The sequence below is a fragment of the Duganella levis genome (assembly GCF_009857605.1).
GTDB classification, from domain to species: domain Bacteria; phylum Pseudomonadota; class Gammaproteobacteria; order Burkholderiales; family Burkholderiaceae_D; genus Rugamonas; species Rugamonas levis.
Map to the genome: position 1 here is coordinate 1 of NZ_WWCT01000003.1, position 22,387 is coordinate 22,387.

Genomic DNA, 22,387 nt, shown 5'->3' on the forward strand with positions numbered 1-22,387 from the left:
CGCCTCGCGCGACGCCAGTTGCCACGCCAGCGCGCTGATCACTACGCCGCCCAGCACGCCCGCCGCCACTAGCGGCCAGCGTGCGCCAGTCCCAGTGCGCACGCCCGCGCCCATGCCGGCCGCCACCGCATCCGGCCCGGCAAATACCTCACTGGCGGCGCGTTTCAAAATCGTCCGCGTCACCTGCGGCTGATTCTCCACATACGCCCCCAGCAACGCCCGGTCGCACAGCAGATTAATCCGCCGCGGCACGCCCTTGGTCAGTCCATGCACCAGCCCCATCAGCTTGCGCGGAAACGGCGCAATCGCCGTCGCTCCCGCCACTGCCAGCCGATGCTCGATATACGTCCCGGTCTCCGCCTCCGACAGCGAGCCCAGGTGATAACGCGCAATCACCCGCTGCGCCAGCTGCTCCAGCTCCGGCCGCGCCAGCATGGTGCGCAACTCCGGCTGGCCGATCAGAATAATCTGCAACAGCTTGCGTTCGCTGGTTTCCAGATTGGTCAGCAGGCGCAGCTGCTCCAGCACCTCGGCCGACAGATTCTGCGCCTCATCGATGATCAGCACATTGTTGCGGCCCTGCGCATGGCTTTCCAGCAGATACGCATTGATTGCATCCACATACGTCTTGACGCTGACCGCGCCCGCCCCCTGCGGCGGCAGCACCACGCCAAACTCGTCGCAGATCGACAGCAGCAACTCCTCCACCGACAGTTTGGGATTGAAGATGTAGCCAAGCTTGCAATTTTCAGGGATCTGCTCCATGAAGCAGCGGCACACCGTCGTCTTGCCGGCGCCGATCTCGCCGGTCAGCAGCACAAAGCCGCCGCCCGAGCCGATGCCATACAACAGATGCGCCAGCGCCTCGCGGTGGCGTTCGCTCATGAACAGGTAGCGGGGATCGGGCGCGATGGAAAACGGCGATTGCTTCAGATTGAAAAAATGCGTGTACATGAAAACCCTGGGAGTGCGCGGTTCCCTATTTTAGCTGTTGTCGGACCGGCGGCGGCTGCACCGGCGGCAACGGCTTGAATTTAGCGCAGTAAATCTTGGCCTTGGTATCGAAATACACGATGCGGCTGGCAGGCTTGGCCTCGCGCACCGGATAGGCGGAGGTGTCGATCACTGTGTAATGCGTGCCGACTTGCTGGATGATGGCCTTCTCCAGGTTTTCCGGCGTGGTCTCGGCCACCGCGCCGACAAAGATGTAGGTACTGGTATCGTCGCTGACCATCACCTCGGAAATATCGGTGCCCCATAGCGAAGCGCCGGCGGTGCGGAACCAGTAGGCGCCGCCCTCGTGCTTGTACCAGTTGCCAAAATGCTTGACCAGATAGTTGTAGTAGTACAGGTTATCGGTATGGTCGCGGCACAGCAGGCCGTTGCCGACGATGGTGCCGAAGGTGGTCGGCACCGACTGCGCGCCGGCGCTCGCGCACAGCAGCGCCAGCACAGCGCCCGGCAGCAGACGACCGGCCCGGCGCATCAAGTCTTGGACAGCCACGCACGGTTGGCGCTGATGCGCGCCTTGGCGGTGGGCGGCAAGGCTTCATAACAGCCGGGATACTGTTTCAAGGCGTGTTCCTTGATTTCCTTCTGCAAGCCATTAATCAAAAAAACGTACAGCACACCACCATCGTTGGTACTTCGGGTTCCCAGGTATTTAATCATGTGTGCTCCTTCTCCACCCGCGCTACCGGTCTCATCGGCATATTGGTGCATCCATTATGACATTACGGCCGCAGCGGGGCCACACAAACAGTATCGGCCGTGCGCGGCATATATTGAGCTGTCATGCGTGAGCTGCAGTTCAGCCCCGGATTTTTGCACCTGATCCCACACTTTGGCGCGTCCATCCCATGTTGCGCGACGGCGCCCGCCCTTTGTCATATCGTCCAGTCTTCACCACCTTACTCACCGAGACCACACATGAAGACGCTCCGACACGCCGCGCTGGCCAGCACCTTGCTACTCACTGCCGTCGCCGGCCCGGCCCTGGCCGCTGACAAGCAGGACAATAGCTACGGCACCGAAACCCGCACCGTGGCCGCGTTCAGCAACATCAACCTGATCGGCCCGTTCCGGGTGATCGTCACGCCAGACGCCGGCAACGGCATCGAACTGTCCGGCCTGCGCCGCCAGTTCGCCGAAATCGAAACCACCGTCAACGGCGACACGCTGACCGTGCGTCAGCCGCGCCAGCAGCGCAATGGCTGGCACTTCAATTTCAGCTTCGGCAAGGACAATCAGCGCGAGATGACGATCCGCATCAGCGCCGCCAACCTGAAAAGCCTGCGCAACGCCGGCAGCGGCGACGTCGACCTGCAACGCTTCCAGGGCCAGCAACTGACGCTGGTGTCGGACGGCCCCGGCGACATCCGCGCCAGCGGCAAGGTCGGCGGCCTGAGCGTGACCGCCAACGGCAGCGGCGACCTCGACCTGCGCGCCCTGCAAACCGGCAACCTCAACCTGCAAATGAATGGCCCCGGCGACGTCGAAGCCAGCGGCGTCACCCAGGATTTGAACGTGGTGGTCAACGGCTCGGGCGATCTCGACATTGGCGACATCCACGCCAACCGCGTCAGCGCCGCGCTGCACGGACCGGGCGACGTCGCCCTGCGCGGCAGCGCCAAGGAAATCCGCGCCGAAGTGCACGGCTCGGGCGACCTCGACGCCTGTACCCTGAGCACCGAATCCGCCAGCGCCGTATTGCGCGGTCCGGGCGAAGCCTGCCTGGCCGGCCACATCAAGAAACTCGACGCCGAAGTGCATGGCTCGGGCGACCTCACCGTGCGCGGGCTGGAAGCGCAAAGCGTGCGCGCCCGCCTCACCGGCCCCGGCAACGTGATGCTGTCCGGCACGACCACCACGCTGAGCGCGCAAGTCAGCGGCTCGGGCGACCTCGACGCGCGCCAGCTGTGCGCACGCCAGACCGACGTCAGCGTCAACGGTCCCGGCAACGCCGTGGTTGCGGTGGCCGACAAAATAGACGCCACCCGTACCCATCTGGTTACCTACCAGCGCTAAATTGGCATGCCAAATGCCACACCGGTAACATCCACGCAAAATCATTTTTAACGCATTAAAACAACTACTTACAGGATAATTACAATAAAACAACAACAGTCCACTTCGATATTTTCTAATACCAGTTAAATACCTGTTGACAAGCTGGTTTTGGCTAACCTATAGTGCCCTCATCGCGGGCCACTCCGGCCACAGCTTTCTCAGGTAAACATGATCGAATTTTTCATCGGCGTTGATGGCGGCGGCAGCGGCACCCGGGTACGCCTGGCGCGCGCAGATGGGGTCGAACTCGCCGAAGGCGCCAGCGGCCCGTCGGGTCTGATGCACGGCATCGCCAAGGCCTGGAGCGCCGTCGCCGACGCCGCCGCGCAAGCCTTCCGCGCGGCCGGCCTCGACTTGCCAGCACCAGCGCGCATCGCCATCGGCCTCGGCCTGGCGGGCGTGCATAACAGACAATGGGCGGCGGAATTCGTCGCCGCCAATCCCGGTTACGCCCGCGTGGCGCTGGAAAGCGACGGCCATACCACCGTACTGGGCGCGCATGCCGGCCAGCCGGGCGCCATCATCGCGCTGGGCACCGGCAGCGTCGGCGAAATCAAACTGGCCGATGGCCGCCATGTGGAAGTCGGCGGCTGGGGTTTCCCGGCCGGCGACGAAGCCAGCGGCGCCTGGATGGGCCTGCGCGCCATCAACCACGTGCAGCAAGTGCTGGACGGCCGCCTGCCGGCCGACGCTTTCGCCACCGATGTCGCCAACGCCTGTGGTGGCGACAGGAATGCCATCCAGACCTGGCTGGCGCAAGCCACCCAAACCAATTACGCCCAACTGGCGCGCGTCGTCCTGCAACACGGCGACAGCAACGCCATCGCCCGCGCCATCCTGCTGGCCGCCGGCCACGAAGTGGAACTGATGGCAAATGCGCTGGACGCCAGCGGCACGCTGCCGATCGCCCTGTGCGGCGGCCTGGCGGCGCCGCTGCGCCCTTACCTGCCTGCCGCGCTGCTGCCGCGCCTCGTCGCGCCGCAGGGCGATTCGGCCGCCGGCGCGCTGCGCCTGATCCGCCAGCGCTTGAAGGACTGAGACCATGCATGACGCAATCAAAGGCAATATCCTCACGCCAGCCGGCTGGGTTCACGGTGAAATCACCTTCGACGAACGCATCGCCGCCATCATCGGCAGCAGTGTCGATCCGGCGCTGAATCAAGAACTGTATATCCTGCCTGGCTTTATCGACCTGCACGTGCACGGCGGCGGCGGCAAGGACGTGATGGAAGGCGGCGACGCCGTCCACACCATCGCCGCCATCCACGCCAAACACGGCACCACCAGCATGCTGGCCACCACCATGACCGCGCCGGCGGAAGACATCGACCTGGCGCTGCGCGGCATCGGCAAGGCCGCCGTCCAGCGTGGCAAAGGCGAAGCGCGCGTATTGGGCGCCCATCTGGAAGGCCCGTTCATCAACTCCGGCAAGCTTGGTGCGCAGCCGCCCTACGCACGCTCCGCCACGCTGGCCGACGTCGAAAAACTGGAAGAACTGGCGCCGCTGCGCGTGATTACCGTGGCGCCGGAAATTGAAGGCCATCAAGGGCTGGTCAAAGAATTGTCGGACGCCGGCATGCGGGTGCAGATCGGCCACACGCTGGGCACCTACGAAGACGGCGTGGCCGCGCTGGCGCAAGGCGCGCGCAGCTTCACCCACCTGTTCAACGCCATGCCCGGCCTGCACCACCGCGAACCCGGCATGGTCGGCGCGGCACTGGCGCACGGCACTTACGCGGAGCTGATCCCCGACCTGCTGCACGTGCATCCGGGGGCGATCCGCACCGCGCTGCGCTGCATCCCGAATCTGTACTGCGTCACCGATTCCACTTCCGCCACCGGCATGCCGGACGGCGAATATATGCTGGGCCGCCATAAAGTCATGAAGTGCATGGGCGGCGTGCGCCTGCCCGATGGCACGCTGGCCGGCAGTACTCTCACCATGGACCAGGCGCTGCGCAACCTGGTCGGACTCGGCCTCGATCTGGCGGATGCCTCGGCACGGGTCTCAACGTATGCGGCCGATTATCTCGGCCTGCAAGAGCGGGGCCGCCTGGCCCCCGGCGCATTCGCCGACTTTGTAGTGCTCGACCGTGACCTGAACCTCAAAGCCGTCTATATCGAAGGAGAACTGTTGTGACCTCAATGATGTTGAAAGAAGCCCTGTCCGCTGCGGATTGCGTCGCCACGCAACTGGCGCATGATGGCGAACAATACGCGGAGCTGGGCCGCAAATTGAGAAGCACGTCCTTCTCGACCGCGCTGACCATCGCGCGCGGCAGCTCGGACCACGCCTGCGCTTACGCGGCGTACCTGATCATGGCGCGTCTGGGACGCGTGGTGGCGTCGCTGCCGATGTCGCTGGTGACCCTGAACAAATCGCCGCTGATCACGCGTGACACGCTGGCCATCTCGATCTCGCAATCCGGCCAAAGCCCGGACGTGGTGGAGCCGATCCGCTACTTCCGCGACGGCGGCGCGACCACCATCGCGCTGGTCAACGATATCGACTCGCCACTGGCGCATGCGGCCGAATATGCGATGCCGCTGCGGGCCGGCAAAGAACAAAGCGTGGCCGCCACCAAGAGCTTCATCACCAGCCTGGTGGCCAGCGCGCGCCTGGTCGCAGCGTGGCAGAACGATCCAGAGCTGCTGGCCGGCCTGGAAGCCCTGCCGGAATCGCTGCGCGCAGCGACCACCGAAGACTGGACCCCGGCAATTGAAGTGCTGGCGCCAGCGCGCAATATCATGGTGGTGGGACGCGGCATCAGCTTCCCGGTGGCGCTGGAAGCGTCGCTGAAATTCAAGGAGACCTCGGCGCTGCAAGCGGAAGCGTTCAGCGGCGCGGAGATCAAGCACGGCCCGATGGCGCTGATTGAAGAAGGCTACCCGCTGGTGATCTTCGCCACGCGCGGCCCGACGCAAGCCAGCCTGCTCGCATTGGCGACCGAGATGCGCGGCCGTGGTGCGCGCGTGCTGCTGGCGGCACCGGCCGATGTGGCGGAACGCGACCTGACCTTGCCGATTGCAGCCACGCCGGATCTCGATCCGATCGTGGCGATCCAGGCGTTCTACGTGATGGCGGCCAAGCTGTCGGCCGCGCGCGGCATGGACCCGGACCAGCCGCGCCACCTGAGCAAAGTCACCAAGACCAACTAAGCATGCCCGTTCGCCCGCCGTCGTCCCGGCGAACGCCGGGACCCATAGAACGTGTGTCCGCGCTCTCGGCATGGATTCCGGCGTGCGCCGGAATGACGGCGGCGCTAATGCTGGCGGCGAACGCCTTCGCCGCCGACAAAATCGAATTCTGGACCTTCAGCATGAAGCCCAAATTCACCCCCTACTACGAAACCCTGGTGCGCAATTACGAAGCCGCCAATCCCGGCGTCAAAGTGGAGTGGGTCGACTTCCCCTGGGATATCATCCAGACCAAACTGGTGACGCGCATCGTCGCCGGCACGCCGCCGGCGCTGGTCAACCTCAACGTCCCCTGGGCCGACGAATTCGCCCGCGACGGCCTGCTCGCGCCGGTCGACACCCTGTTGGCCGACGCCCGCCCGCGCTACCTCGCCAGCACGCTGCAAGACCTGACCTTCAACGGCAAGACCTACGGCTTCCCGATGTACAGCAACGTCGCCGTCATCGCCTACAACACGCAGATCTTCAAAGCCGCCGGCATTCCGCACGCGCCGCGCGACCTCGACGAACAACTGCTGTTCGCCCGCCAGATCGCCGCCCGCACCGGCAAGGCGGGCCTGTGCCCTGCCCTGTCCAAGATCGACGGCCTGATGATGCAGCAAGGCCTGGCCGTCATCGCCAACGGCAAGGCGGTGTTCAACTCGCCCGGCCACGTGGCGCTGATCCGCAAGCTGGCCGAAACCTACAAGGCCGGCGGCCTGCTGAAAGACGCGCTGTTCGCCGAAGATAACTTCCCCGCCGCGATCGACGCCTACAAAGGCGGCCGCCTCGGCATGCTGCTGGCGCCACCCACCGCCGTCAAGCGCATCGAGAGCGACGCCAAAGATATCTACGCCATCACCGACGTCGCTCCCGCGCCACTCGGCCCGACCGGCATCGCCGACGGCGGCTGGCTGATTCACTACGCGGTGCCAAAGAACGTAGACGCCAAGCTGCTGCCGGCCATCGGCAAGTTCGCCCGCTACCTGACCAACGACGCCAACCAGCTGGCGTTTGCCAAACAGGCCAGCGTCTATCCGGCGATGGCGCAGGCGGCCAACGATCCGTTCTTCACCACCGTGCCGCCCAACGCCGGTGCAGCAGAAAAGGCCGTCGCCGCAGGCGCCGTCTCGATGCCGCATTCGCACACGCTGTACGTGGCCGGCATCACCGACTACGATGAGCTGCGCCGCTATCTGGTGAAAGCCGTCGAAGCCGGCGTCACCGGCAAGCAGGATATCCAGCAAGCGCTCGACCAGGCAGTCGCCATCTGGAACAAGAAACTCGCCGCACAGGGAATCCGCTGATGCGCAAGCTGACCGCATGGCTGTTCCTGGCGCCGGCGCTGATCCTGCTAGCCGTGTTCTCGTTTTGGCCCGTCGCCTTTGGCTCCCTGTTGGCCTTCACCGACTACAGCCTGATACGCGAAACGCACTGGGTCGGTCTGGACAACTTTCGCTACATCTTCGACAACGAGATGTTCGTCACCGGCCTGAAAAATTCGCTGCTGTTCCTGCTGATGGTGCCCTTCGTGCAAATCGGCGCACTCAGTCTGGCGGTGCTGGTCAACAACCAGCTGCCCGGCATTCGCTACTTCCGCGCCGCCTTCTACGTGCCGGTGGTGACTACCGTCTCCGTGGTCGGCATCATGTGGGGCTTTATGTTCCACGAACAGGGTGCGCTCAATTACGTGCTGATGGCCTGCCACCTGGTCGGCGCGCCGGTCGGCTGGCTGTCCAACGACACCCTCGCGCTGTTCGCCATCATGTTCGTCACGCTGTGGCGCGGCCTCGGGTGGTATATGGTCATGTACCTGGCCGCGCTGCAAGCCGTTCCCGCCGACATGCAGGAAGCCGCCATCCTCGACGGCGCCAACCGCTGGCAGCGATTCTGGAAAATCACCGTGCCGATGCTGCGCCCGACCATCATGATCTGCTCCGTACTCTCTGTGCTGGCTGCGCTCAAGGCCTACCAGGAAGTCGACGTGCTGACCCAGGGCGGCCCAATGAACTCCACCTTCACCGGCCTGTATTACGCCTACGATCAGGGCCTCAAGCACCTCAAGCTGCCGCGCGCATTGGCCGCCAGCTTCATCGTCTCGCTGTTCTGCATCGGCATCGCCCTGGTGTGCCTGCGCTATCTCAAACCCAAACACCGATGAAGACCATCGCTCACTACCTGCTGCTGTGCGCCATCGCGCTGGTGTGCGTATTCCCGTTCTGGTGGACGCTCGTCACCGCGCTGTCCACCGAAGGGAATATCTTCGCCTTCCCGCCAACCTTCTGGCCGAAGGAGCCGTCGCTGGACAACTTCATCGAAGTATTCCGCGCCATCCCGATGTGGAGCTTCTTCCGCAACTCGGTCTTCATCGCCGCCTGCACCGTATTCTGGAAACTGCTGCTGTGCTCCGCCGCCGCCTATCCGCTGGCGCGCATGCAATTCAAGGGCCGCAAGCTGGTATTCGGCTTGATCCTGGCCACGCTGGTGCTGCCGTCGGAAGTCAACTTCCTGGTCAACTTCATCACCGTCACCAAACTCAGTCTGGTCGACACCTACGCCGGCGTGATCCTGCCCAACGTCGTCAACGCCGTCAGCATCCTGCTGCTAAAGCAAGCATTCGAGGAAGTCCCGCAAGACCTGATCGACGCCGCCCGCGTGGATGGCGCGTCGGAATGGATCATCTTCAGTAAAATCATGCTTCCGCTGATCGCGCCGTGGCTGGCCACGGTCGGCATCCTGACGGCGGTGGAAGCATGGAACGAATACATCTGGCCCTCGATCGTCATGAGCAAACCGGATGAATTCCCGCTGTCGGTCGGCGTGCTGTACTTGCGCGGCACCTTCGGCAGCAGCACGCGCGTGATCGCCGCCGGCACCGTGCTCACCATCCTGCCCACGCTGGCAGCCTTTTTATTTACCCAACGATTCTTCATGCGCGGCATGGACGGAGCAGTGAAATGACAACTCAAAACGAACTCAGCGCAGTTAATCGCAAAATAGCCGGCCAACTGATCATGATCCGCTTCCCCGGCACCGTGCTGGATGCGGCCACCGCCGACTTCCTCAAGGCGAACAGCATCCGTGCCGTCTGCCTCTTCCGCGGCAACATGACCGACTCCGAACAACTGGCCAAGCTGACCGCCGACCTGCGCGCCGTCATGGGCCAGGATGCGCTGATCGGCATCGACCAGGAAGGCGGCGCCGTGGTGCGCTCGACCTGGGTGCCGGCGCCGCCAGCCGCCATGGGCCTGGGCGCCGCCAACGACACCGACCTGGCCTATCGCACCGGCGCCGCCGTTGCGCGCGCCGTCAAGGCGCTGGGCTTCAACTGGAACTTCGCGCCGGTGCTGGACCTGAACAACAACCCGCACAACCCGGTCATCGCCGAACGCTCTTTCGGCGCCGAGCCGCAGCGCGCCGCCGAACTGGCGATGGCGTGGATGGCCGGTAGCCATGCGGAAGGCGTGGCCTGCTGCGTCAAGCACTTCCCAGGCCACGGCGACACCAACGTCGACTCGCACCGCGACCTGCCAACCGTAAACAAGCCGGTCGAAGAACTGAACCGCCTTGAACTGGCGCCATTCCGCATCGCCTCCGGCGCGGCACCGGCCATGATGACCGCGCACATCGTCTATCCAACGCTGGACGCCGACAACCCGGCCACCATGTCGCGCCGCATTTTGACTGGCCTGCTGCGCGATGAGTGGCAGTACAAAGGCATCGTCATCACCGACGGCATGGACATGCACGCCATCGCCGGCCGCTATGGCGTCGGCAACGCCGCCGTGCGCGCGCTGACCGCCGGCGCCGACATGGTCATGGCGCTGGGCACCACCGAAACGCAGAACGAAACGCTTGATGCCATCGCCGCCGCCATCGCCTCGGGCGAACTGTCGCAGGCCGAAATCAGCACGCGCCTCGACCGCCTGTCGGCGCTGGCCCGCGCCTACCCGTGCAAGCCACGCTCGTACAAGGAAGACGCGGCTGACCGCGAAATCATGGCCGAAGGCTGGCGCCGCAGCCTGACCGCCTACGACGGCCCATCCGGTGCTCCACAGCGTCCTGCCGCCGGTGCCAAGGTCCGCCTGATCGCGCGCCAGGACGTGGTCAGCGACGGCGTCTCGGAAGCCGGCGTGCCGGCCGGCGTGGTGGCCGATTCGCTGCGCAAGCTGTACGATGTGGAGCTGGTCACCTTCGCCGACGCCGACACCTTCGACTGGTCCGCGCTGCCGCAGGACGGCCGCTACACCATGCTGGCCTCCACCTCGCGCCTGCGCTATGGCCAGCACGCGCGCGACACCTGGCGTCCGGACCTGCATCTGGCGCTGTGGAATCCGTACCAGGCGCTGGACATCGCCGCGCCGGCGCTGATGACCTACGGCTTCGCCAAGCCGGCGCTGGACGCCATCAACGGCTGGCTGTCCGGCGACCTGCAAGCAACCGGCAATGCACCGGTGCCAGGCTTTAAATAATTAAAACAGAGACTCCACATGACAGATCACATCCGCAATCCCAAGCTATGGGTTCCCAGCCTGTATCTCGCGCAAGGCCTGCCCTTCTTCGCCGTGGCCATCGTGGCCAACCAGATGCTGAAGAGCATGGGCGTGCCCAACGACGAGCTGAATCACTGGACCGGCTTGATCGGCTTCGCCTGGGTGTTCAAGCCATTGTGGAGTCCCTTCCTGGAACTGGCGCCGAGCAAAAAACTGGTGGTGACCTTCTTCCAGGTATTCGGAGGCTTGTGCCTGGGCGGCGTGGCATTGGCGCTGCAAGCGCCGTTCTGGTTCGCCGCGTGCATGGCCATGCTGGCACTGGTCGGCATTTCCGCCGCCACCCACGACATCGCGTGCGACGGCTTGTACATCACCAGCCTCGATGAAAAAGACCAGGCCAAGTACGCCGGCTGGACCGGCACCTTCTTCAACGCCGCCAAGTTCTTCACCACCGGCGCACTGCTGCTGCTGGCCGGGCACTTTGAAAAAACCATGGGCGTGGTGCCGGCATGGACCATCTGCTTCTGCATCCTGGGCGGCATGATGATCGCACTGGGTCTGTACAACAGCTGGTCGCTGCCACTGGCCCGGAACACCGTCAGCGCCGGCACCAACGCCGCCTCCATCGCCCGCACGTTGCGCGAGGTGATCGTCGAATTCTTCAAGAAGTCCGGGATCTGGGTCTCGATCGTCTTCATCATCCTGTTCCGCGCCGGCGAGGCGCAGGTTCAGTCCATCGGCCCGCTGTTCCTGCGCGAGGCGCGCAATCTTGGTGGCCTGGGGCTAAGCACCGCCGAAGTCGGCGCAGTGTACGGCACCGTGGGCACAGTCGCTTTCCTGGTCGGCTCCATCGCCGGCGGCTATTTCACCTCGTGGCTGAGCCTCAAGCGCGCCATCCTGTGGCTGATCCTCGCGGTCAACCTGCCCAACGTGGCGTTCTACCTGCTGTCCTACTTCCAGCCGACCGACCTGTCCATCATCGCCACCGCGCTCAGTGTCGAGATGTTCGGCTACGGCTTTGGGTTCGTGGGCCTGATCCTGTACATGATGCAGGTAGTCGCGCCGGGCAAATACCAGACCGCGCACTACGCCTTCGCCACCGGCATCATGCAGCTGGGCTTTGTGCTGTTCAAGCTATTCAGCGGCGACATCCAGATCGCGCTGGGCTACCAGCACTTCTTCATCTGGGTGATGGTGTGCGCGATTCCGGTCGCCGTGCTGTCGCAGCTGATCCCGATGACCAACCGGCAGGCGACGTAAGCGCATGGCCAGCGTCAGCCTGAAAGGCATCGTCAAGCACTACGACAAAACGCCGGTCATCCACGGCATCGACCTCGATATCGCCGACGGCGAATTCATGGTCTTTGTCGGCCCGTCCGGCTGCGGCAAGTCAACGCTGCTGCGCATGATCGCCGGGCTGGAAACCATCAGCGGCGGCAGCCTGCACATCGGCGGCACGCTGGCCAACGATATCGCGCCGGCGCAGCGCAAACTGGCCATGGTGTTCCAGTCGTACGCGTTGTATCCGCACATGACGGTGTTCGAGAACATGGCCTTCGCCCTCAAGCTGGCCGGCCGCAAGCCGCCCGAAGTGCAGGCGGCCGTCGAACGCGCCGCCGCCATCCTGCAAATCACGCCGCTGCTGAAGCGCAAGCCGAAGGAACTGTCGGGTGGCCAGCGCCAGCGCGTCGCCATCGGCCGCGCCATCGTGCGCAAGCCTGAAGTGTTTTTGTTCGACGAGCCGCTGTCCAACCTCGACGCCAGCCTGCGCGTGCAGATGCGGGTGGAACTCAGCCGCCTGCACAACGAACTGAAAACCACCATGATCTACGTCACCCACGATCAGGTGGAAGCGATGACGCTGGGCCAGCGCATCGTGGTGTTCAACGGCGGCCGCATCGAACAAGTGGGCACGCCGCATGAACTGTATAACGCGCCGGCCAACCTGTTCGTGGCCGGCTTCCTCGGCACGCCGAAGATGAATTTCATCCCCGGCGAGATCGTCGCGGCGGACGACACCCACGTGTCGCTGCGCCTGCCCGGCGGCGCCGTGGTGCAGGTGGCTGCGGCGCCAGGCGCCAGCGTCGGCGACCAGGTCACGCTGGGCGTGCGCGCCGAACATCTGTCCATCGCCACGGCGCAGCAGCAGAACGTCATCGACGTCGGCATCGGCCATGTGGAATACCTCGGCGACCAGTCGATCGCCTATGCCACGCTGGCCGGCCTGCCGGAGATGATCGCCGTCAAGCAGCCGGCCGAAGCCGCGCCGCTGCACGCTGGCGGCCGCGCGCGCGTACACCTGCCACCAGCCCGTTGCCTGCTATTTAACAGCAGCGGGCAAGCCCTGCGCCGCAACACGGTTGAATTCGGAGTTTCAGCCGATTTTGTGTAACAATACGCGGGTTTACATTCCCAATGTGTCTGATTGAAGGATAACCATGTCCCACTCCCGTCTTGCTCGTATTAGCCTGCTCCTGGCCGCCATTGGCCTGAACGCCGCTCCCGCCATTGTGGGCATGGCCCCAGTCCACGCCGCCGAAGAAAAGAAAGCGCCGGAAGCACCGAAAGACGCCGTTCGCCCTGAGATCTACAAACTGATCGATCCAGCACAGATCAAGCCTCTGCTGGATGCCAAGAACTACACCGAAGTCCAGAGCCGCATCGACCAGTCGGCAGCCATGCCGAACATCACCCCGTACGAAGACTTCGTGCTGAACCAGATGCGCGTGCAACTGGGCCAGGCATCGGGCAACCACGAGATGACCATCAAGGGTCTGCAAGTGATGATCGAGTCGGGCCGCCTGAAGCCGGAAGACAAGCTGCGTTTCATCGACGCTGTCGCCGGCATCTACTACAGCAACCTGAAAGACTACGACAACGCCATCAAATGGTTTGAACGTTATGGCACCGAGTCGGGCGACAAGAACAAGCAGCGCCAGTTCATCGTCCGTTCGTACTTCCTGAAGAACGACTTCGCTGCCGCCAAGACCGAAGCGCTGAAGGATATCGAAGCGGCCAAGGCCGCCGGCACCGCGCCGTCGAAAGACACCCTGAACCTGCTGGGTAACGTCGGCATCAAGACCAAGGACACCGTCCTGTATCTGCAAGCAGTGGAAGAGCTGACCCGCTATTACCCAACCGAAGATTACTGGAACGACCTGCTGAACCGCACCCGCGGCAAGAAGACCTACAACAACCGTCTGGACCTGGACATGGATCGCATCAAGTCCGTCGTCGCGCCGTCGAAGATGGAAACCGAAGACTATGTCGACCAGGCGCAGTTGGCAGTGCTGGGCGGTTTCTTCACCGAAGCCAAGACCGCGATGGACAAGGCCTACCCAGGCGCCATCCCGGCCGGCAAGGACAAGAAGGAACTGGACAGCATCCGCGCCAGCGCCAACAAGGGTGCAGCGGACGATGCGAAAAACATCGACGCCGGCATCGCAGCGGCACAGAAATCGAAAGACGGCGTTGGCCTGGTCAACCTGGGTTACATCTTCGTGACCATGGGCCAGTTCGACAAAGGCATCGACCTGATGAAGCAAGGCGTCGCCAAAGGCGTGGCCAAGAATCCTGACGACGCCAAGCTGCGTCTGGGCTACGCCATGATCATCGCCGGCAAGAAGGACGAAGGCGTTGAAGTGCTGAAGCCACTGGCCGCCACCGCCGATCCGCGCGCCGACCTGGCCCGCTACTGGATCATGTACGCGACCGGCCCGAAAATCGCGCCGGCCGAAGCCAAGTAATTTACTTCATACCCGCCGATAGCGCTTGCAGCAACTGCCCGTCGCTATCGGCACTCAACTCCCAGAACATCGCCCCGCGCAAGCCTTGCTGCTTGATATAGCGCGTTTTCTCCTCCAGTGACACCGGATCCTCATACGTGATCCACACCTGCTCCGCCGCGTTATACAGGTACGGCACGCGCGCCGACGCATTCCAGTAGCGCTGATATCCCGCACCACGCCGCAGCACCTGCCCATAGCCATACGAATTGCCGCCCTCGATGCCATCGGTCACGCCGCCCTGGCAAGGCTGATACTGCCCGTCGCCTTCCGGCCCCGCCGCGCAGCCTTTCCAGCCGTAGCCGTAAAACGGCACGCCCAGCACCAGCTTATCCTTCGTCACCCCAGCGTCCAGATAACGCTGCACCGAGCGCGATGCGTAAAAGCCGTTGGCCGTCGCCGGATCCCTGGCGTCCGCGAACAGCGCCGCATGATGGCCGGTGTTTTTCTCCCATGGCATGTGATAGTCGTAGGCCATGATATTGATCCAGTCCAGGCTCCGCGCCAGCTCCTTCACCCACGCGCCATCGCCGACATAATTGCCATTGCCGCCAGCGGCGATGGTGATGGTGTAACGCTTGCCATCCTGCTTGCCCGCCTTGTCGAACGCCGCGCGCAGCTCACGCGCCAGCAGCACGAAGTTCTGCCTGTCCTGTGGCCGCGCACACACTTCACCCGCCTGGCAAGGAACGCCGGCCTCGCCGGGATATTCCCAATCCAGATCGACGCCATCCAGCCCGTAACGGCGCATCGCCTGCAACGACGACGCGATAAAGTTGGCGCGCGCCGGCGCCGATGCCGCCACGTTGGAAAAACGGTTCGACCAGTTCCAGCCGCCGACCGAAATCACCACCTTGAATTGCGGATGCTGCTTCTTCAGCGCCACTAGTGCGCGCAGGTTGGCGCCATCGGCCGCCTCGTCGCGCCACGCCAGCGCGCCGTTCAGCGGCTGCTGGCATGGCGCCACATCGTTGATGGTTGGATCGGCATTGCCATGCTTGCCGTCCCAGCACAGGTCCACAAACGCATACAGCGCCATGGTCAGCTTGCCGGCATCCACCGACGACACCGGGAACGCCTCGTGCTTCCAGCCCGGATAGTAGCCGACGACTTCAGAAGCCGCAGCAGCGGTCACCGGCAACGCAGCCAGCATGGCCGCACTCAAGATCAAATTAGCTCGCATTCAGTTCCGCCACAAAGTCATACATATCGCCACGGAAGTAGGAGCGGCAGAATTCCACCGCGCGTCCGTCGCGCAAAAAGCCGAGGCGTTCCACCGCCAGGCCAGCATCGCCCTCCTTCGCCTGCAGCAGCGTGGCCTGCTCGGCGTTCAGCAGCAGCGCCGACAAGCGCTGCAAGGCGCGCACCGGCCGATTGCCGGAGCGCTCCAGCGCGTCGTACATCGACACGTCCACCGCATCCAGCGACGGCAGACAGGACGCCACGATGGTCGCGTACTCAAGACACATCGGCACCTCGTCCGCATAGCGCATGCGGTTGAAGCGGAAGACCCGCGAGCCGGGACTGAGCCGCAGCCGCATCGCCTCGTCCGGCGTCACCGTGCCTTCGGAGCGCTTTAGCCACACGCTGCGCGGCGTGCGTCCGCGCGCCCGCATGTCCTCGGAAAAAGAGGTCAGCTTGGCGAAGTTCTTTTCGATGCGGGTATTGATGAAGTTACCGGAGCCGGGCCGGCGTATCAGCACTCCTTCGCTGACCAGGCCATCGATGGCCTTGCGCACCGTGATGCGCGAGATTTCCAGGTCGGCCGCCAGTTGGCGCTCGGCCGGCAAGGCGTCTTCGGGCTTCAGCAAATGCAGTTCGATGGCCGACCGCAAGGCACGCTGGAGACGTTGATACAGAGGCAGATTACTGGTCTCATTGAGGTGCTGCTGGATGTGTACCAGTGGACTCGTTTGATCGTTTTTCATGACGATAAGACATCCTCTCTATCATTGTTCGACGATAATACCAAAAAAAGACCAGCAGAAATCCACAGCCTACCGCCACTGCTGCAAAAATTTTCACCATCATGGCATACACCCTTTAGGTAAAGGCTTTATTTGTGTTGCAACGGCGCACAGACGGCATCCATACCACCCGCGATCCGGTATTACCAAGTTACTTAAAAGATACTTTGTATGCTGCATACAACATAACAAAAAAGAATTTTAAAGTGGTAGTGATCTGGTATTGAAACGCGAGTATATTGGCGTTGGATTGGTTTTAAAGGTGAACAAGAAACACATCAACAATCAAGCGGGCTCGGCGGAGCCTTCATCAACGGGAGGGAACATGTACCAAAATTCGAATAACATCAAAATGTCCAAACTAACGCCCATCGCGACCGCAGCGGCCATCCTGACGCTGAGCGTCGCGATGAACGCCCAGGCGCAGCAGGCAGCGACCGACAAGGAGCCGGAAACCGTGATCGTCAGCGGTATCCGCGGTTCGCTGCAACAATCGCTGTCGGTCAAGCGTAATGCGTCGAGCAACGTCGACGTGATTACCGCGGAAGACGTCGGCAAGATGCCGGACAAGAACGTGGCCGACTCGCTGCAACGCGTACCGGGCGTGAACATCTCGACCTCCGGCGCAGGCTCGGGCGGCTTCGATGAAAACGACCGCGTCTCGATGCGCGGCACCGCGCCGTCGCTGACCCAGACCCTGATCAACGGCCACGCCGTCTCGACCGGCGACTGGTTCGTGCTGGACCAGGTGGGCGGCGCCGTCGGCCGTTCCGCATCGTACTCGCTGCTGCCGTCGGAAATCGTCGGCCAGGTAGTGGTCTACAAAGCACCGACCGCCGACCAGGTGGAAGGCGGTTCGAGCGGCTCGATCGACATCAAGACCCGTCACCCGCTGGACTTCAAAAACGCGATTTCGATGGAAGCCACCGTACAAGGTGTGTACTCCACCCTCGCTGAAAAAACCGATCCGCAATTCAGTGGCCTGTTCAACTGGAAGAACGAAGCCGGCACGCTGGGCCTGATGGTACAGGGCTTCTCGGAAAAACGTTCGCTGCGCCGTGATGGCCAGGAGCTGCTGCAATGGACCCAGGTCGCACCGACCAACGCCGCCGTGAAGACCAATCCGGACCTGGCCAACGTCTGGTTCCCGCGCCTGATCGGTTCCTCGCTGTTCCAGCAGGAGCGCAAGCGCAAAGGCGGTTTGATCGACCTGCAATTCAAGCCTAGCCGCGACTTCTCGCTGGAAGCGACCTACTTCCGTTCGAAGATGGACGCATCGAACTACAACACCAACTACATGACCGACATGAACGGCTCGGGCATGCTGGGTTCCGGCGTCGCGCCTGATCCGGGCTACGTGGTCCGCAACGGCACACTGGTGTCGGCATCGTTCACCAATAAAGGCACCGCTGCTGCGCCGCTGCGTTATGGCATCGTCGACAACATCGTGCGCGAAGGCGCTTACGCACAAACCGAGTTCTTTGACCTGGACGGCAAATGGCGCGCCACCGATCGCCTGGTGTTCACCGCCAAAGCCGGTTCCACCAAAGGCAAAGGCGTCACGCCTAGCCAGGGCGTGTTTGAAGGTGACGTCAACAACTCCGGCGCCAGCTATCAGCTGAACGGCCTGGGTTCGCCGGCCACCGTCAAGTTCCCGAACATTAATACCGCCGTCTTCACCGGCACCCCGCTGGACTGGGTGTTCGGCGTATCGCCTGCCAGCACCGACGACAAAGAGACCTACGGCCAGATCGACGCCGCCTTCCAGCTGGACTCCGGCCCGCTGCGCGAGCTGAAATTCGGTATCCGCGGCACCCACCACACCCGCTCCAACTTTGAAGTGGCGCAGGGTCCTAACTGGGCTAACACCGACGTCGGCGGCACCAGCACCAACCCGGCATGGAACGGCACCACCTACCCTGGCAATTTCGGTAGCGACCTGGGTGGCGACTTCCCTAAAAATGTCTGGGCGCTGGATCCATCCATCCTGCAAGCATGGGGCGACCTGCACTCCAACCGCGATATCAGCCGCACCTACTACCAGGACATGTTCAACCTGAAGGAAAACACCAAGGCGTTCTACGTCCAGGGTGAACTGGAAGGCGAAGGCTGGAGCGGTAACGTCGGCCTGCGCGTGGTGCGCACCGAAGGCACCTCGAACGGCTACCAGATCCTGCCTAACCAGCCGGCCGGCGGCAATCTGCCAGCCTACCCGTGGGGCGGCTTCGTCAAGCAGACGGCGATCGACAACAACACCACGATTCCGCTGCCTAGCCTGAACCTGAAGTTCGACCTGCGCTCCGACCTGGTGGCCCGTCTGGGCATCTCGCGCACCATGACCCGTCCTGACTACGGCGCATTGGGCGGCGCCGTGCTGCTGACCGACGAAACCCATACCGGTAACGGCGGCAATGCGCAACTGAAGCCGGTCAAGTCGACCAACCTGGATGCGTCGCTGCAGTGGTACTTCGCACCGCGCGCCCTGCTGTCGGCTGGCCTGTTCTACATGGACCTGAAGGACTACGTGGGTTATGGTTCGAGCGTCGGCAACTTCCTCGACACCCGCGCTTCGCAAGAGCAGAACAAGGCGGTCTTCGCGGACTACACCATCACCTCGCCGATCAACGTCGGCGCCAAGGTGAAGGGCATGGAACTGGCAGCGCAAATTCCGGTGGGTATGGGCTTCGGCATCGACGGCAACGTCACGCTGACCGATTCGCACCTGGACTTCGGCGCCTGCCCGGCGATGCAATTCTCGACCTCCGGCGATCCATGCGACATGCTGGGTGCTTCGAAGACCACCGCCAACGGCGGCATCTTCTTCGAAAACGACAAGTTCAATGCCCGCGTAAGCTACGCATGGCGCTCGTCGTTCCTGGCTGCGCAGGACCGTGGCACGCCGCTGTATCAGGATTCGACCGGCACGCTGTCGGCATCGTTCAACTACAACATCAGCAAGAACATCGTGCTGACGCTGAGCGGTCAGAATCTGAACAACCCGATCCTGAAGAACTACATCTACAACAAGGATCAACCGGCGCGCTTCTACGCCAACGGCGCGCAGTACTACGCCGGTCTGCATATCAAGTACTAATCGGCTTCATTGTGTAGTCTGTGCCCGCCTCGGCGTCCCCGGCCCTGGCGGGCTTTTTTATGCCATCATACGTCGCATGAACACCCCCATCGAATACCACGACCTGGACCCGGCGCGCTTCTTCAGCGAAGTAGCGGCCAGCTACCGTCCTGCCATCCTGCGCGGCTTTGTGCGGCATTGGCCGGCAGTGCGCGCCGCGCAGCAATCGCCGGAAGCGCTGTGCCAATATGTGCTCGGCCTGGCCAGCGATGTCGAAATCGACGCCGTGATGACACCGCCCGCCGAACGCGGACGGCTGTTCTACAAGCCGGATATGGCAGGCTTCAACTTCGTTCGCAACAAGGTGCCGGTGGCGCGCGTGATCGAGCAGCTGGCGCGCTATTCGCAGTTCGACGCGCCGCCGTCGGTGGCCGTGCAAAGCGCCTTGATCGACGACTGCATGCCGCGCTTCCCGCTGGAGAATGTGGCGCCGGCGTTGCCGCCGTCCACACGTCCGCGCTTGTGGCTGGGGAATACCATCACCACGCCGGCGCACTTTGACGAATCGTACAACCTGGCCTGCGTGGTCAGCGGCGCACGGCGTTTCACGCTGTTCCCACCCGGGCAGGTGGACAACCTGTATATCGGCCCGCTGGATTTTGCGCCGACGCCAACGCCGATCAGCATGGTCAATTTCCGCGACCCGGATTATGCACAGCACCCGCGATTCCGCGAGGCGCTACAGCACGCGCTGGTGGCCGACCTGCTGCCCGGCGATGCGCTCTACATCCCCACGCTGTGGTGGCACCATGTGCAGTCAACCGGCCCGCTGAACATGATGGTCAACTACTGGTGGAAGAACGGGCAAGCGGTGGACAGCGCCGGCCCTGCCTTCGACGCACTCCTGGCCGCCCTCAAAGCCCTGAACGCGTAGCGCCGCGCCGGCAAGGTCTTAACGCTTGCGGCGTATCGTCGCCGCCACCGACCAGTCGCGGTCCTGCAAGCCCTGCGCCATCGCATCCTGCATATTCTCGCGTACCTGCTCCGCCACCGGCAGCAGCGCGCCTTTCGCTTCGGCCGCCGACAAGGCCAGGTTGACGTCCTTGAGGCCCAGCGGCAGCTTGAAGCCCGGCTCAAAAGTGTTGGTGGCGATGAAGCCGCCGTAGCGCTGATAGCTCGGCGCCGCAAACAGCGTATTGGTCAGCACATCCAGCAGATCGGCCGCCGGCACGCCATAGCTCTCGCTCAGGTAGGCCGCCTCGCCCATCGCCGTGAAAGCCTGCGCGATCATCATATTGCCGGAGATTTTGACCACGTTGGCGCGTTTCGGATCGTCGCCCAACAGCCAGGTCTTGCGGCCCACCGCATCCAGCAGCGGCTGCACCCGGGCGATGGCTTGCGGATCGCCCGCCGCCAGCACGTTCAGCTGCGCCGCCGCAGCGGCAGCCGGCACGCCGAACACCGGCGCCGAGACGTAGGCGATGCCGGCCTCGCGATGGCGCGCGGCCAGTTCGTCCACCAGCGCCAGCGAAATCGTCGCCATCATGATGTGGACGCAGTTCTTGTTGGCGCCGGCCAGCGCGCCGCTGTCGAGGATCACGCTGCGCACCGCGTCGTCGTTGGACAGCATGGTCATCACCGCGTCGGCCTGGAAGGCGTCGGCCGGCGACTCCAGCACCGTGACGCCATCGATAGCTTGCGCCGCCGCGCGGTTGCGGTTCCACACGCTGACGCTGTGGCCTGCCCGCACCAGATTCGGCACCATCGCCGCGCCCATGCTGCCTATCCCGATAAAGCTGACTTTCATTGCATACCTCCGATACTTGGTGAGCCAACCAGTATGCGCCGCCGGCGCCGCGCACGGTAGTAGACCGGCGCGTACAAATGTTATACGCTGAACGTATGACCACCTCGTCCAACGCCGCCGACCGCATAGAGCTGATGCAGACCTTTGTCCGCATCGTGGAAGCCGGCAGCATGTCCGCCGCCGCCACGCAGCTGAGCACCACGCAACCGACCATCAGCCGCCGCCTGCAAGCGCTGGAACGCATGCTGGGCCTGCGCCTGCTGCAACGCTCCACCCACGCCATGCAGCTGACCGAGGATGGAGAACGCTGCCTGGCGCACGCGCGCGAACTGCTGTCACACTGGAGCGCGCTGACCTCCGACGTGCAGGACGCGCGCGAAGAACCGGCCGGGCTGCTGCGCATCGTCGCACCGCACGCCTTCGGCCAGCAGCAACTGATTGAACCGCTGAACGATTTCCTGCTGCGCCATCCGCGCGTATCGGTGGAGTGGCTGCTGCATGACCGTACGCCGGATTTCATCGCCGAGAATATCGACTGCGCCATCCGCGTAGGCGAAGTGAGCGACCCGTCGGTCATCGCCATCAAGCTGGCGGACGTGCCGCGCATCGCGGTTGCCGCGCCGGCGCTGCTGGCCGGGCAGCCGCTGCCCACGCATCCCGAACAGCTGGCCGGCCTGCCCTGGCTGGCCCTGCGCACCTTCTACCGCAACGAGATCACGCTGCACCACGCCAGCGGCGCCAGCCACCAACTGACGCTGCAACCGCGCCTGAGCACCGACAGCCTGTTCGCCGTCCGTAACGCCGCCGTGCAAGGCATGGGCGTGTGCGTGGTGTCTTCATGGGCGCTGCGCGACGAACTGGCGCAAGGCGCGCTGCTGCATCTGGCGCCGGAGTGGCAAGCCACGCCGCTGCCGATGTACCTGGTCTACCCACACGCGCCGCACTATCCGGCGCGCTTGCGCAGCTTTATCGACCATATGCGCGCCGCCATGCCGGCGATTCTTTCAGACCTCTGA

20 protein-coding genes are annotated in these 22,387 nt (G+C 63.5%); 14 read left to right on the plus strand and 6 right to left on the minus strand.

The features are described 5' to 3' along the window. From GTP69_RS05170 to GTP69_RS05180, 3 genes are all read right to left on the minus strand, one after another. Positions 1-954, minus strand: a 954-nt coding sequence (locus tag GTP69_RS05170; protein ID WP_161053887.1) for an ExeA family protein, incomplete at its 3' end; no start/stop codon positions are given. A 25-nt stretch (positions 955-979) separates the two neighbouring features. Next, entirely contained in the window at positions 980-1,486 is a 507-nt protein-coding gene (locus tag GTP69_RS05175) for a hypothetical protein (RefSeq protein WP_161053888.1), read from the minus strand. Beyond that, positions 1,486-1,671 (minus strand): hypothetical protein, encoded by a 186-nt coding sequence (locus GTP69_RS05180; RefSeq protein WP_161053889.1) that lies wholly within the window; start codon positions 1,669-1,671, stop codon positions 1,486-1,488. Before GTP69_RS05180 ends, GTP69_RS05175 begins: the two co-directional genes overlap by 1 nt. Positions 1,672-1,929: 258 nt before the next feature. Between GTP69_RS05180 and GTP69_RS05185 the strand changes: the two genes are divergently transcribed. From GTP69_RS05185 to GTP69_RS05235, 11 genes are all read left to right on the plus strand, one after another. Then, on the plus strand, positions 1,930-3,027 hold the full coding sequence (locus GTP69_RS05185; protein ID WP_161053890.1) for a GIN domain-containing protein: 1,098 nt from the start codon (positions 1,930-1,932) through the stop codon (positions 3,025-3,027). 210 nt (positions 3,028-3,237) lie between these two features. Then, positions 3,238-4,107, plus strand: a complete 870-nt coding sequence (locus GTP69_RS05190; protein ID WP_161053891.1) for a glucosamine kinase nucleotide-binding domain-containing protein — start codon at positions 3,238-3,240, stop codon at positions 4,105-4,107. A 4-nt stretch (positions 4,108-4,111) separates the two neighbouring features. Continuing rightward, the gene (gene nagA, locus GTP69_RS05195) at positions 4,112-5,209 is read left to right on the plus strand and encodes an N-acetylglucosamine-6-phosphate deacetylase (protein WP_161053892.1); all 1,098 of its coding nucleotides are present in this window, start codon (positions 4,112-4,114) and stop codon (positions 5,207-5,209) included. A 5-nt stretch (positions 5,210-5,214) separates the two neighbouring features. Next, positions 5,215-6,228 carry an SIS domain-containing protein gene (locus tag GTP69_RS05200; RefSeq protein ID WP_161054136.1) on the plus strand — a complete coding sequence of 338 codons (1,014 nt, stop codon included), beginning with the start codon at positions 5,215-5,217 and terminating at the stop codon, positions 6,226-6,228. A gap of 92 nt (positions 6,229-6,320) precedes the next feature. Beyond that, positions 6,321-7,553 carry an ABC transporter substrate-binding protein gene (locus GTP69_RS05205; RefSeq protein ID WP_161053893.1) on the plus strand — a complete coding sequence of 411 codons (1,233 nt, stop codon included), beginning with the start codon at positions 6,321-6,323 and terminating at the stop codon, positions 7,551-7,553. Then, the gene (locus GTP69_RS05210; RefSeq protein ID WP_161053894.1) at positions 7,553-8,407 is read left to right on the plus strand and encodes a carbohydrate ABC transporter permease; all 855 of its coding nucleotides are present in this window, start codon (positions 7,553-7,555) and stop codon (positions 8,405-8,407) included. Before GTP69_RS05205 ends, GTP69_RS05210 begins: the two co-directional genes overlap by 1 nt. Beyond that, positions 8,404-9,207, plus strand: coding sequence for a carbohydrate ABC transporter permease (locus tag GTP69_RS05215; RefSeq protein WP_161053895.1), 804 nt, complete (start codon positions 8,404-8,406; stop codon positions 9,205-9,207). The genes GTP69_RS05210 and GTP69_RS05215 overlap by 4 nt, the downstream gene beginning before the upstream one ends. Next, positions 9,204-10,718, plus strand: coding sequence for a beta-N-acetylhexosaminidase (nagZ, locus tag GTP69_RS05220; RefSeq protein WP_161053896.1), 1,515 nt, complete (start codon positions 9,204-9,206; stop codon positions 10,716-10,718). Before GTP69_RS05215 ends, nagZ begins: the two co-directional genes overlap by 4 nt. An 18-nt stretch (positions 10,719-10,736) precedes the next feature. After that, positions 10,737-11,999 carry an MFS transporter gene (locus GTP69_RS05225; RefSeq protein ID WP_161053897.1) on the plus strand — a complete coding sequence of 421 codons (1,263 nt, stop codon included), beginning with the start codon at positions 10,737-10,739 and terminating at the stop codon, positions 11,997-11,999. A 4-nt stretch (positions 12,000-12,003) separates the two neighbouring features. Then, a complete protein-coding gene (locus GTP69_RS05230) occupies positions 12,004-13,131 on the plus strand; it encodes an ABC transporter ATP-binding protein (protein WP_161053898.1) in 1,128 nt (375 codons plus the stop codon). 46 nt (positions 13,132-13,177) lie between these two features. Next, entirely contained in the window at positions 13,178-14,485 is a 1,308-nt protein-coding gene (locus GTP69_RS05235) for a tetratricopeptide repeat protein (protein ID WP_161053899.1), read from the plus strand. Between the two features lies 1 nt (position 14,486). Here GTP69_RS05235 and GTP69_RS05240 read toward each other — a convergent pair whose 3' ends face one another. Then, positions 14,487-15,707 carry a glycoside hydrolase family 18 protein gene (locus GTP69_RS05240; protein WP_161053900.1) on the minus strand — a complete coding sequence of 407 codons (1,221 nt, stop codon included), beginning with the start codon at positions 15,705-15,707 and terminating at the stop codon, positions 14,487-14,489. Further along, positions 15,697-16,452, minus strand: a complete 756-nt coding sequence (locus tag GTP69_RS05245) for a GntR family transcriptional regulator (RefSeq protein WP_110846915.1) — start codon at positions 16,450-16,452, stop codon at positions 15,697-15,699. Before GTP69_RS05245 ends, GTP69_RS05240 begins: the two co-directional genes overlap by 11 nt. A 391-nt stretch (positions 16,453-16,843) precedes the next feature. Between GTP69_RS05245 and GTP69_RS05250 the strand changes: the two genes are divergently transcribed. Together GTP69_RS05250 and GTP69_RS05255 are read left to right on the plus strand one after the other, a co-directional pair. Beyond that, positions 16,844-19,585, plus strand: coding sequence for a TonB-dependent receptor (locus GTP69_RS05250; protein WP_161053901.1), 2,742 nt, complete (start codon positions 16,844-16,846; stop codon positions 19,583-19,585). 76 nt (positions 19,586-19,661) lie between these two features. Further along, a complete protein-coding gene (locus tag GTP69_RS05255) occupies positions 19,662-20,498 on the plus strand; it encodes a cupin-like domain-containing protein (RefSeq protein ID WP_161053902.1) in 837 nt (278 codons plus the stop codon). An 18-nt stretch (positions 20,499-20,516) separates the two neighbouring features. Here the strand turns inward: GTP69_RS05255 and GTP69_RS05260 are convergent, their stop codons facing one another. After that, positions 20,517-21,371, minus strand: coding sequence for an NAD(P)-dependent oxidoreductase (locus tag GTP69_RS05260; protein ID WP_161053903.1), 855 nt, complete (start codon positions 21,369-21,371; stop codon positions 20,517-20,519). Between the two features lie 77 nt (positions 21,372-21,448). On the opposite strand from GTP69_RS05260, the gene GTP69_RS05265 reads away from it, so the two are divergent. Next, positions 21,449-22,387, plus strand: a complete 939-nt coding sequence (locus tag GTP69_RS05265) for a LysR family transcriptional regulator (protein WP_202424307.1) — start codon at positions 21,449-21,451, stop codon at positions 22,385-22,387.

What these genes read in the sequence shown, in the direction of transcription:
- GTP69_RS05265 (WP_202424307.1), top strand. Translation starts at nt 21,449, where the DNA reads ATGTTATACGCTGAACGTATGACCACCTCGTCCAACGCCGCCGACCGC.
- GTP69_RS05185 (WP_161053890.1), top strand. Translation starts at nt 1,930, where the DNA reads ATGAAGACGCTCCGACACGCCGCGCTGGCCAGCACCTTGCTACTCACT.
- GTP69_RS05260 (WP_161053903.1), bottom strand. Translation starts at nt 21,371, where the DNA reads ATGAAAGTCAGCTTTATCGGGATAGGCAGCATGGGCGCGGCGATGGTG.
- GTP69_RS05235 (WP_161053899.1), top strand. Translation starts at nt 13,178, where the DNA reads ATGTCCCACTCCCGTCTTGCTCGTATTAGCCTGCTCCTGGCCGCCATT.
- nagA (WP_161053892.1), top strand. Translation starts at nt 4,112, where the DNA reads ATGCATGACGCAATCAAAGGCAATATCCTCACGCCAGCCGGCTGGGTT.
- GTP69_RS05230 (WP_161053898.1), top strand. Translation starts at nt 12,004, where the DNA reads ATGGCCAGCGTCAGCCTGAAAGGCATCGTCAAGCACTACGACAAAACG.
- GTP69_RS05240 (WP_161053900.1), bottom strand. Translation starts at nt 15,707, where the DNA reads ATGCGAGCTAATTTGATCTTGAGTGCGGCCATGCTGGCTGCGTTGCCG.
- GTP69_RS05210 (WP_161053894.1), top strand. Translation starts at nt 7,553, where the DNA reads ATGCGCAAGCTGACCGCATGGCTGTTCCTGGCGCCGGCGCTGATCCTG.
- GTP69_RS05190 (WP_161053891.1), top strand. Translation starts at nt 3,238, where the DNA reads ATGATCGAATTTTTCATCGGCGTTGATGGCGGCGGCAGCGGCACCCGG.
- GTP69_RS05205 (WP_161053893.1), top strand. Translation starts at nt 6,321, where the DNA reads ATGACGGCGGCGCTAATGCTGGCGGCGAACGCCTTCGCCGCCGACAAA.
- GTP69_RS05245 (WP_110846915.1), bottom strand. Translation starts at nt 16,452, where the DNA reads ATGAAAAACGATCAAACGAGTCCACTGGTACACATCCAGCAGCACCTC.
- GTP69_RS05255 (WP_161053902.1), top strand. Translation starts at nt 19,662, where the DNA reads ATGAACACCCCCATCGAATACCACGACCTGGACCCGGCGCGCTTCTTC.
- GTP69_RS05225 (WP_161053897.1), top strand. Translation starts at nt 10,737, where the DNA reads ATGACAGATCACATCCGCAATCCCAAGCTATGGGTTCCCAGCCTGTAT.
- nagZ (WP_161053896.1), top strand. Translation starts at nt 9,204, where the DNA reads ATGACAACTCAAAACGAACTCAGCGCAGTTAATCGCAAAATAGCCGGC.
- GTP69_RS05215 (WP_161053895.1), top strand. Translation starts at nt 8,404, where the DNA reads ATGAAGACCATCGCTCACTACCTGCTGCTGTGCGCCATCGCGCTGGTG.
- GTP69_RS05250 (WP_161053901.1), top strand. Translation starts at nt 16,844, where the DNA reads ATGTCCAAACTAACGCCCATCGCGACCGCAGCGGCCATCCTGACGCTG.
- GTP69_RS05200 (WP_161054136.1), top strand. Translation starts at nt 5,215, where the DNA reads ATGATGTTGAAAGAAGCCCTGTCCGCTGCGGATTGCGTCGCCACGCAA.
- GTP69_RS05175 (WP_161053888.1), bottom strand. Translation starts at nt 1,486, where the DNA reads ATGCGCCGGGCCGGTCGTCTGCTGCCGGGCGCTGTGCTGGCGCTGCTG.
- GTP69_RS05180 (WP_161053889.1), bottom strand. Translation starts at nt 1,671, where the DNA reads ATGATTAAATACCTGGGAACCCGAAGTACCAACGATGGTGGTGTGCTG.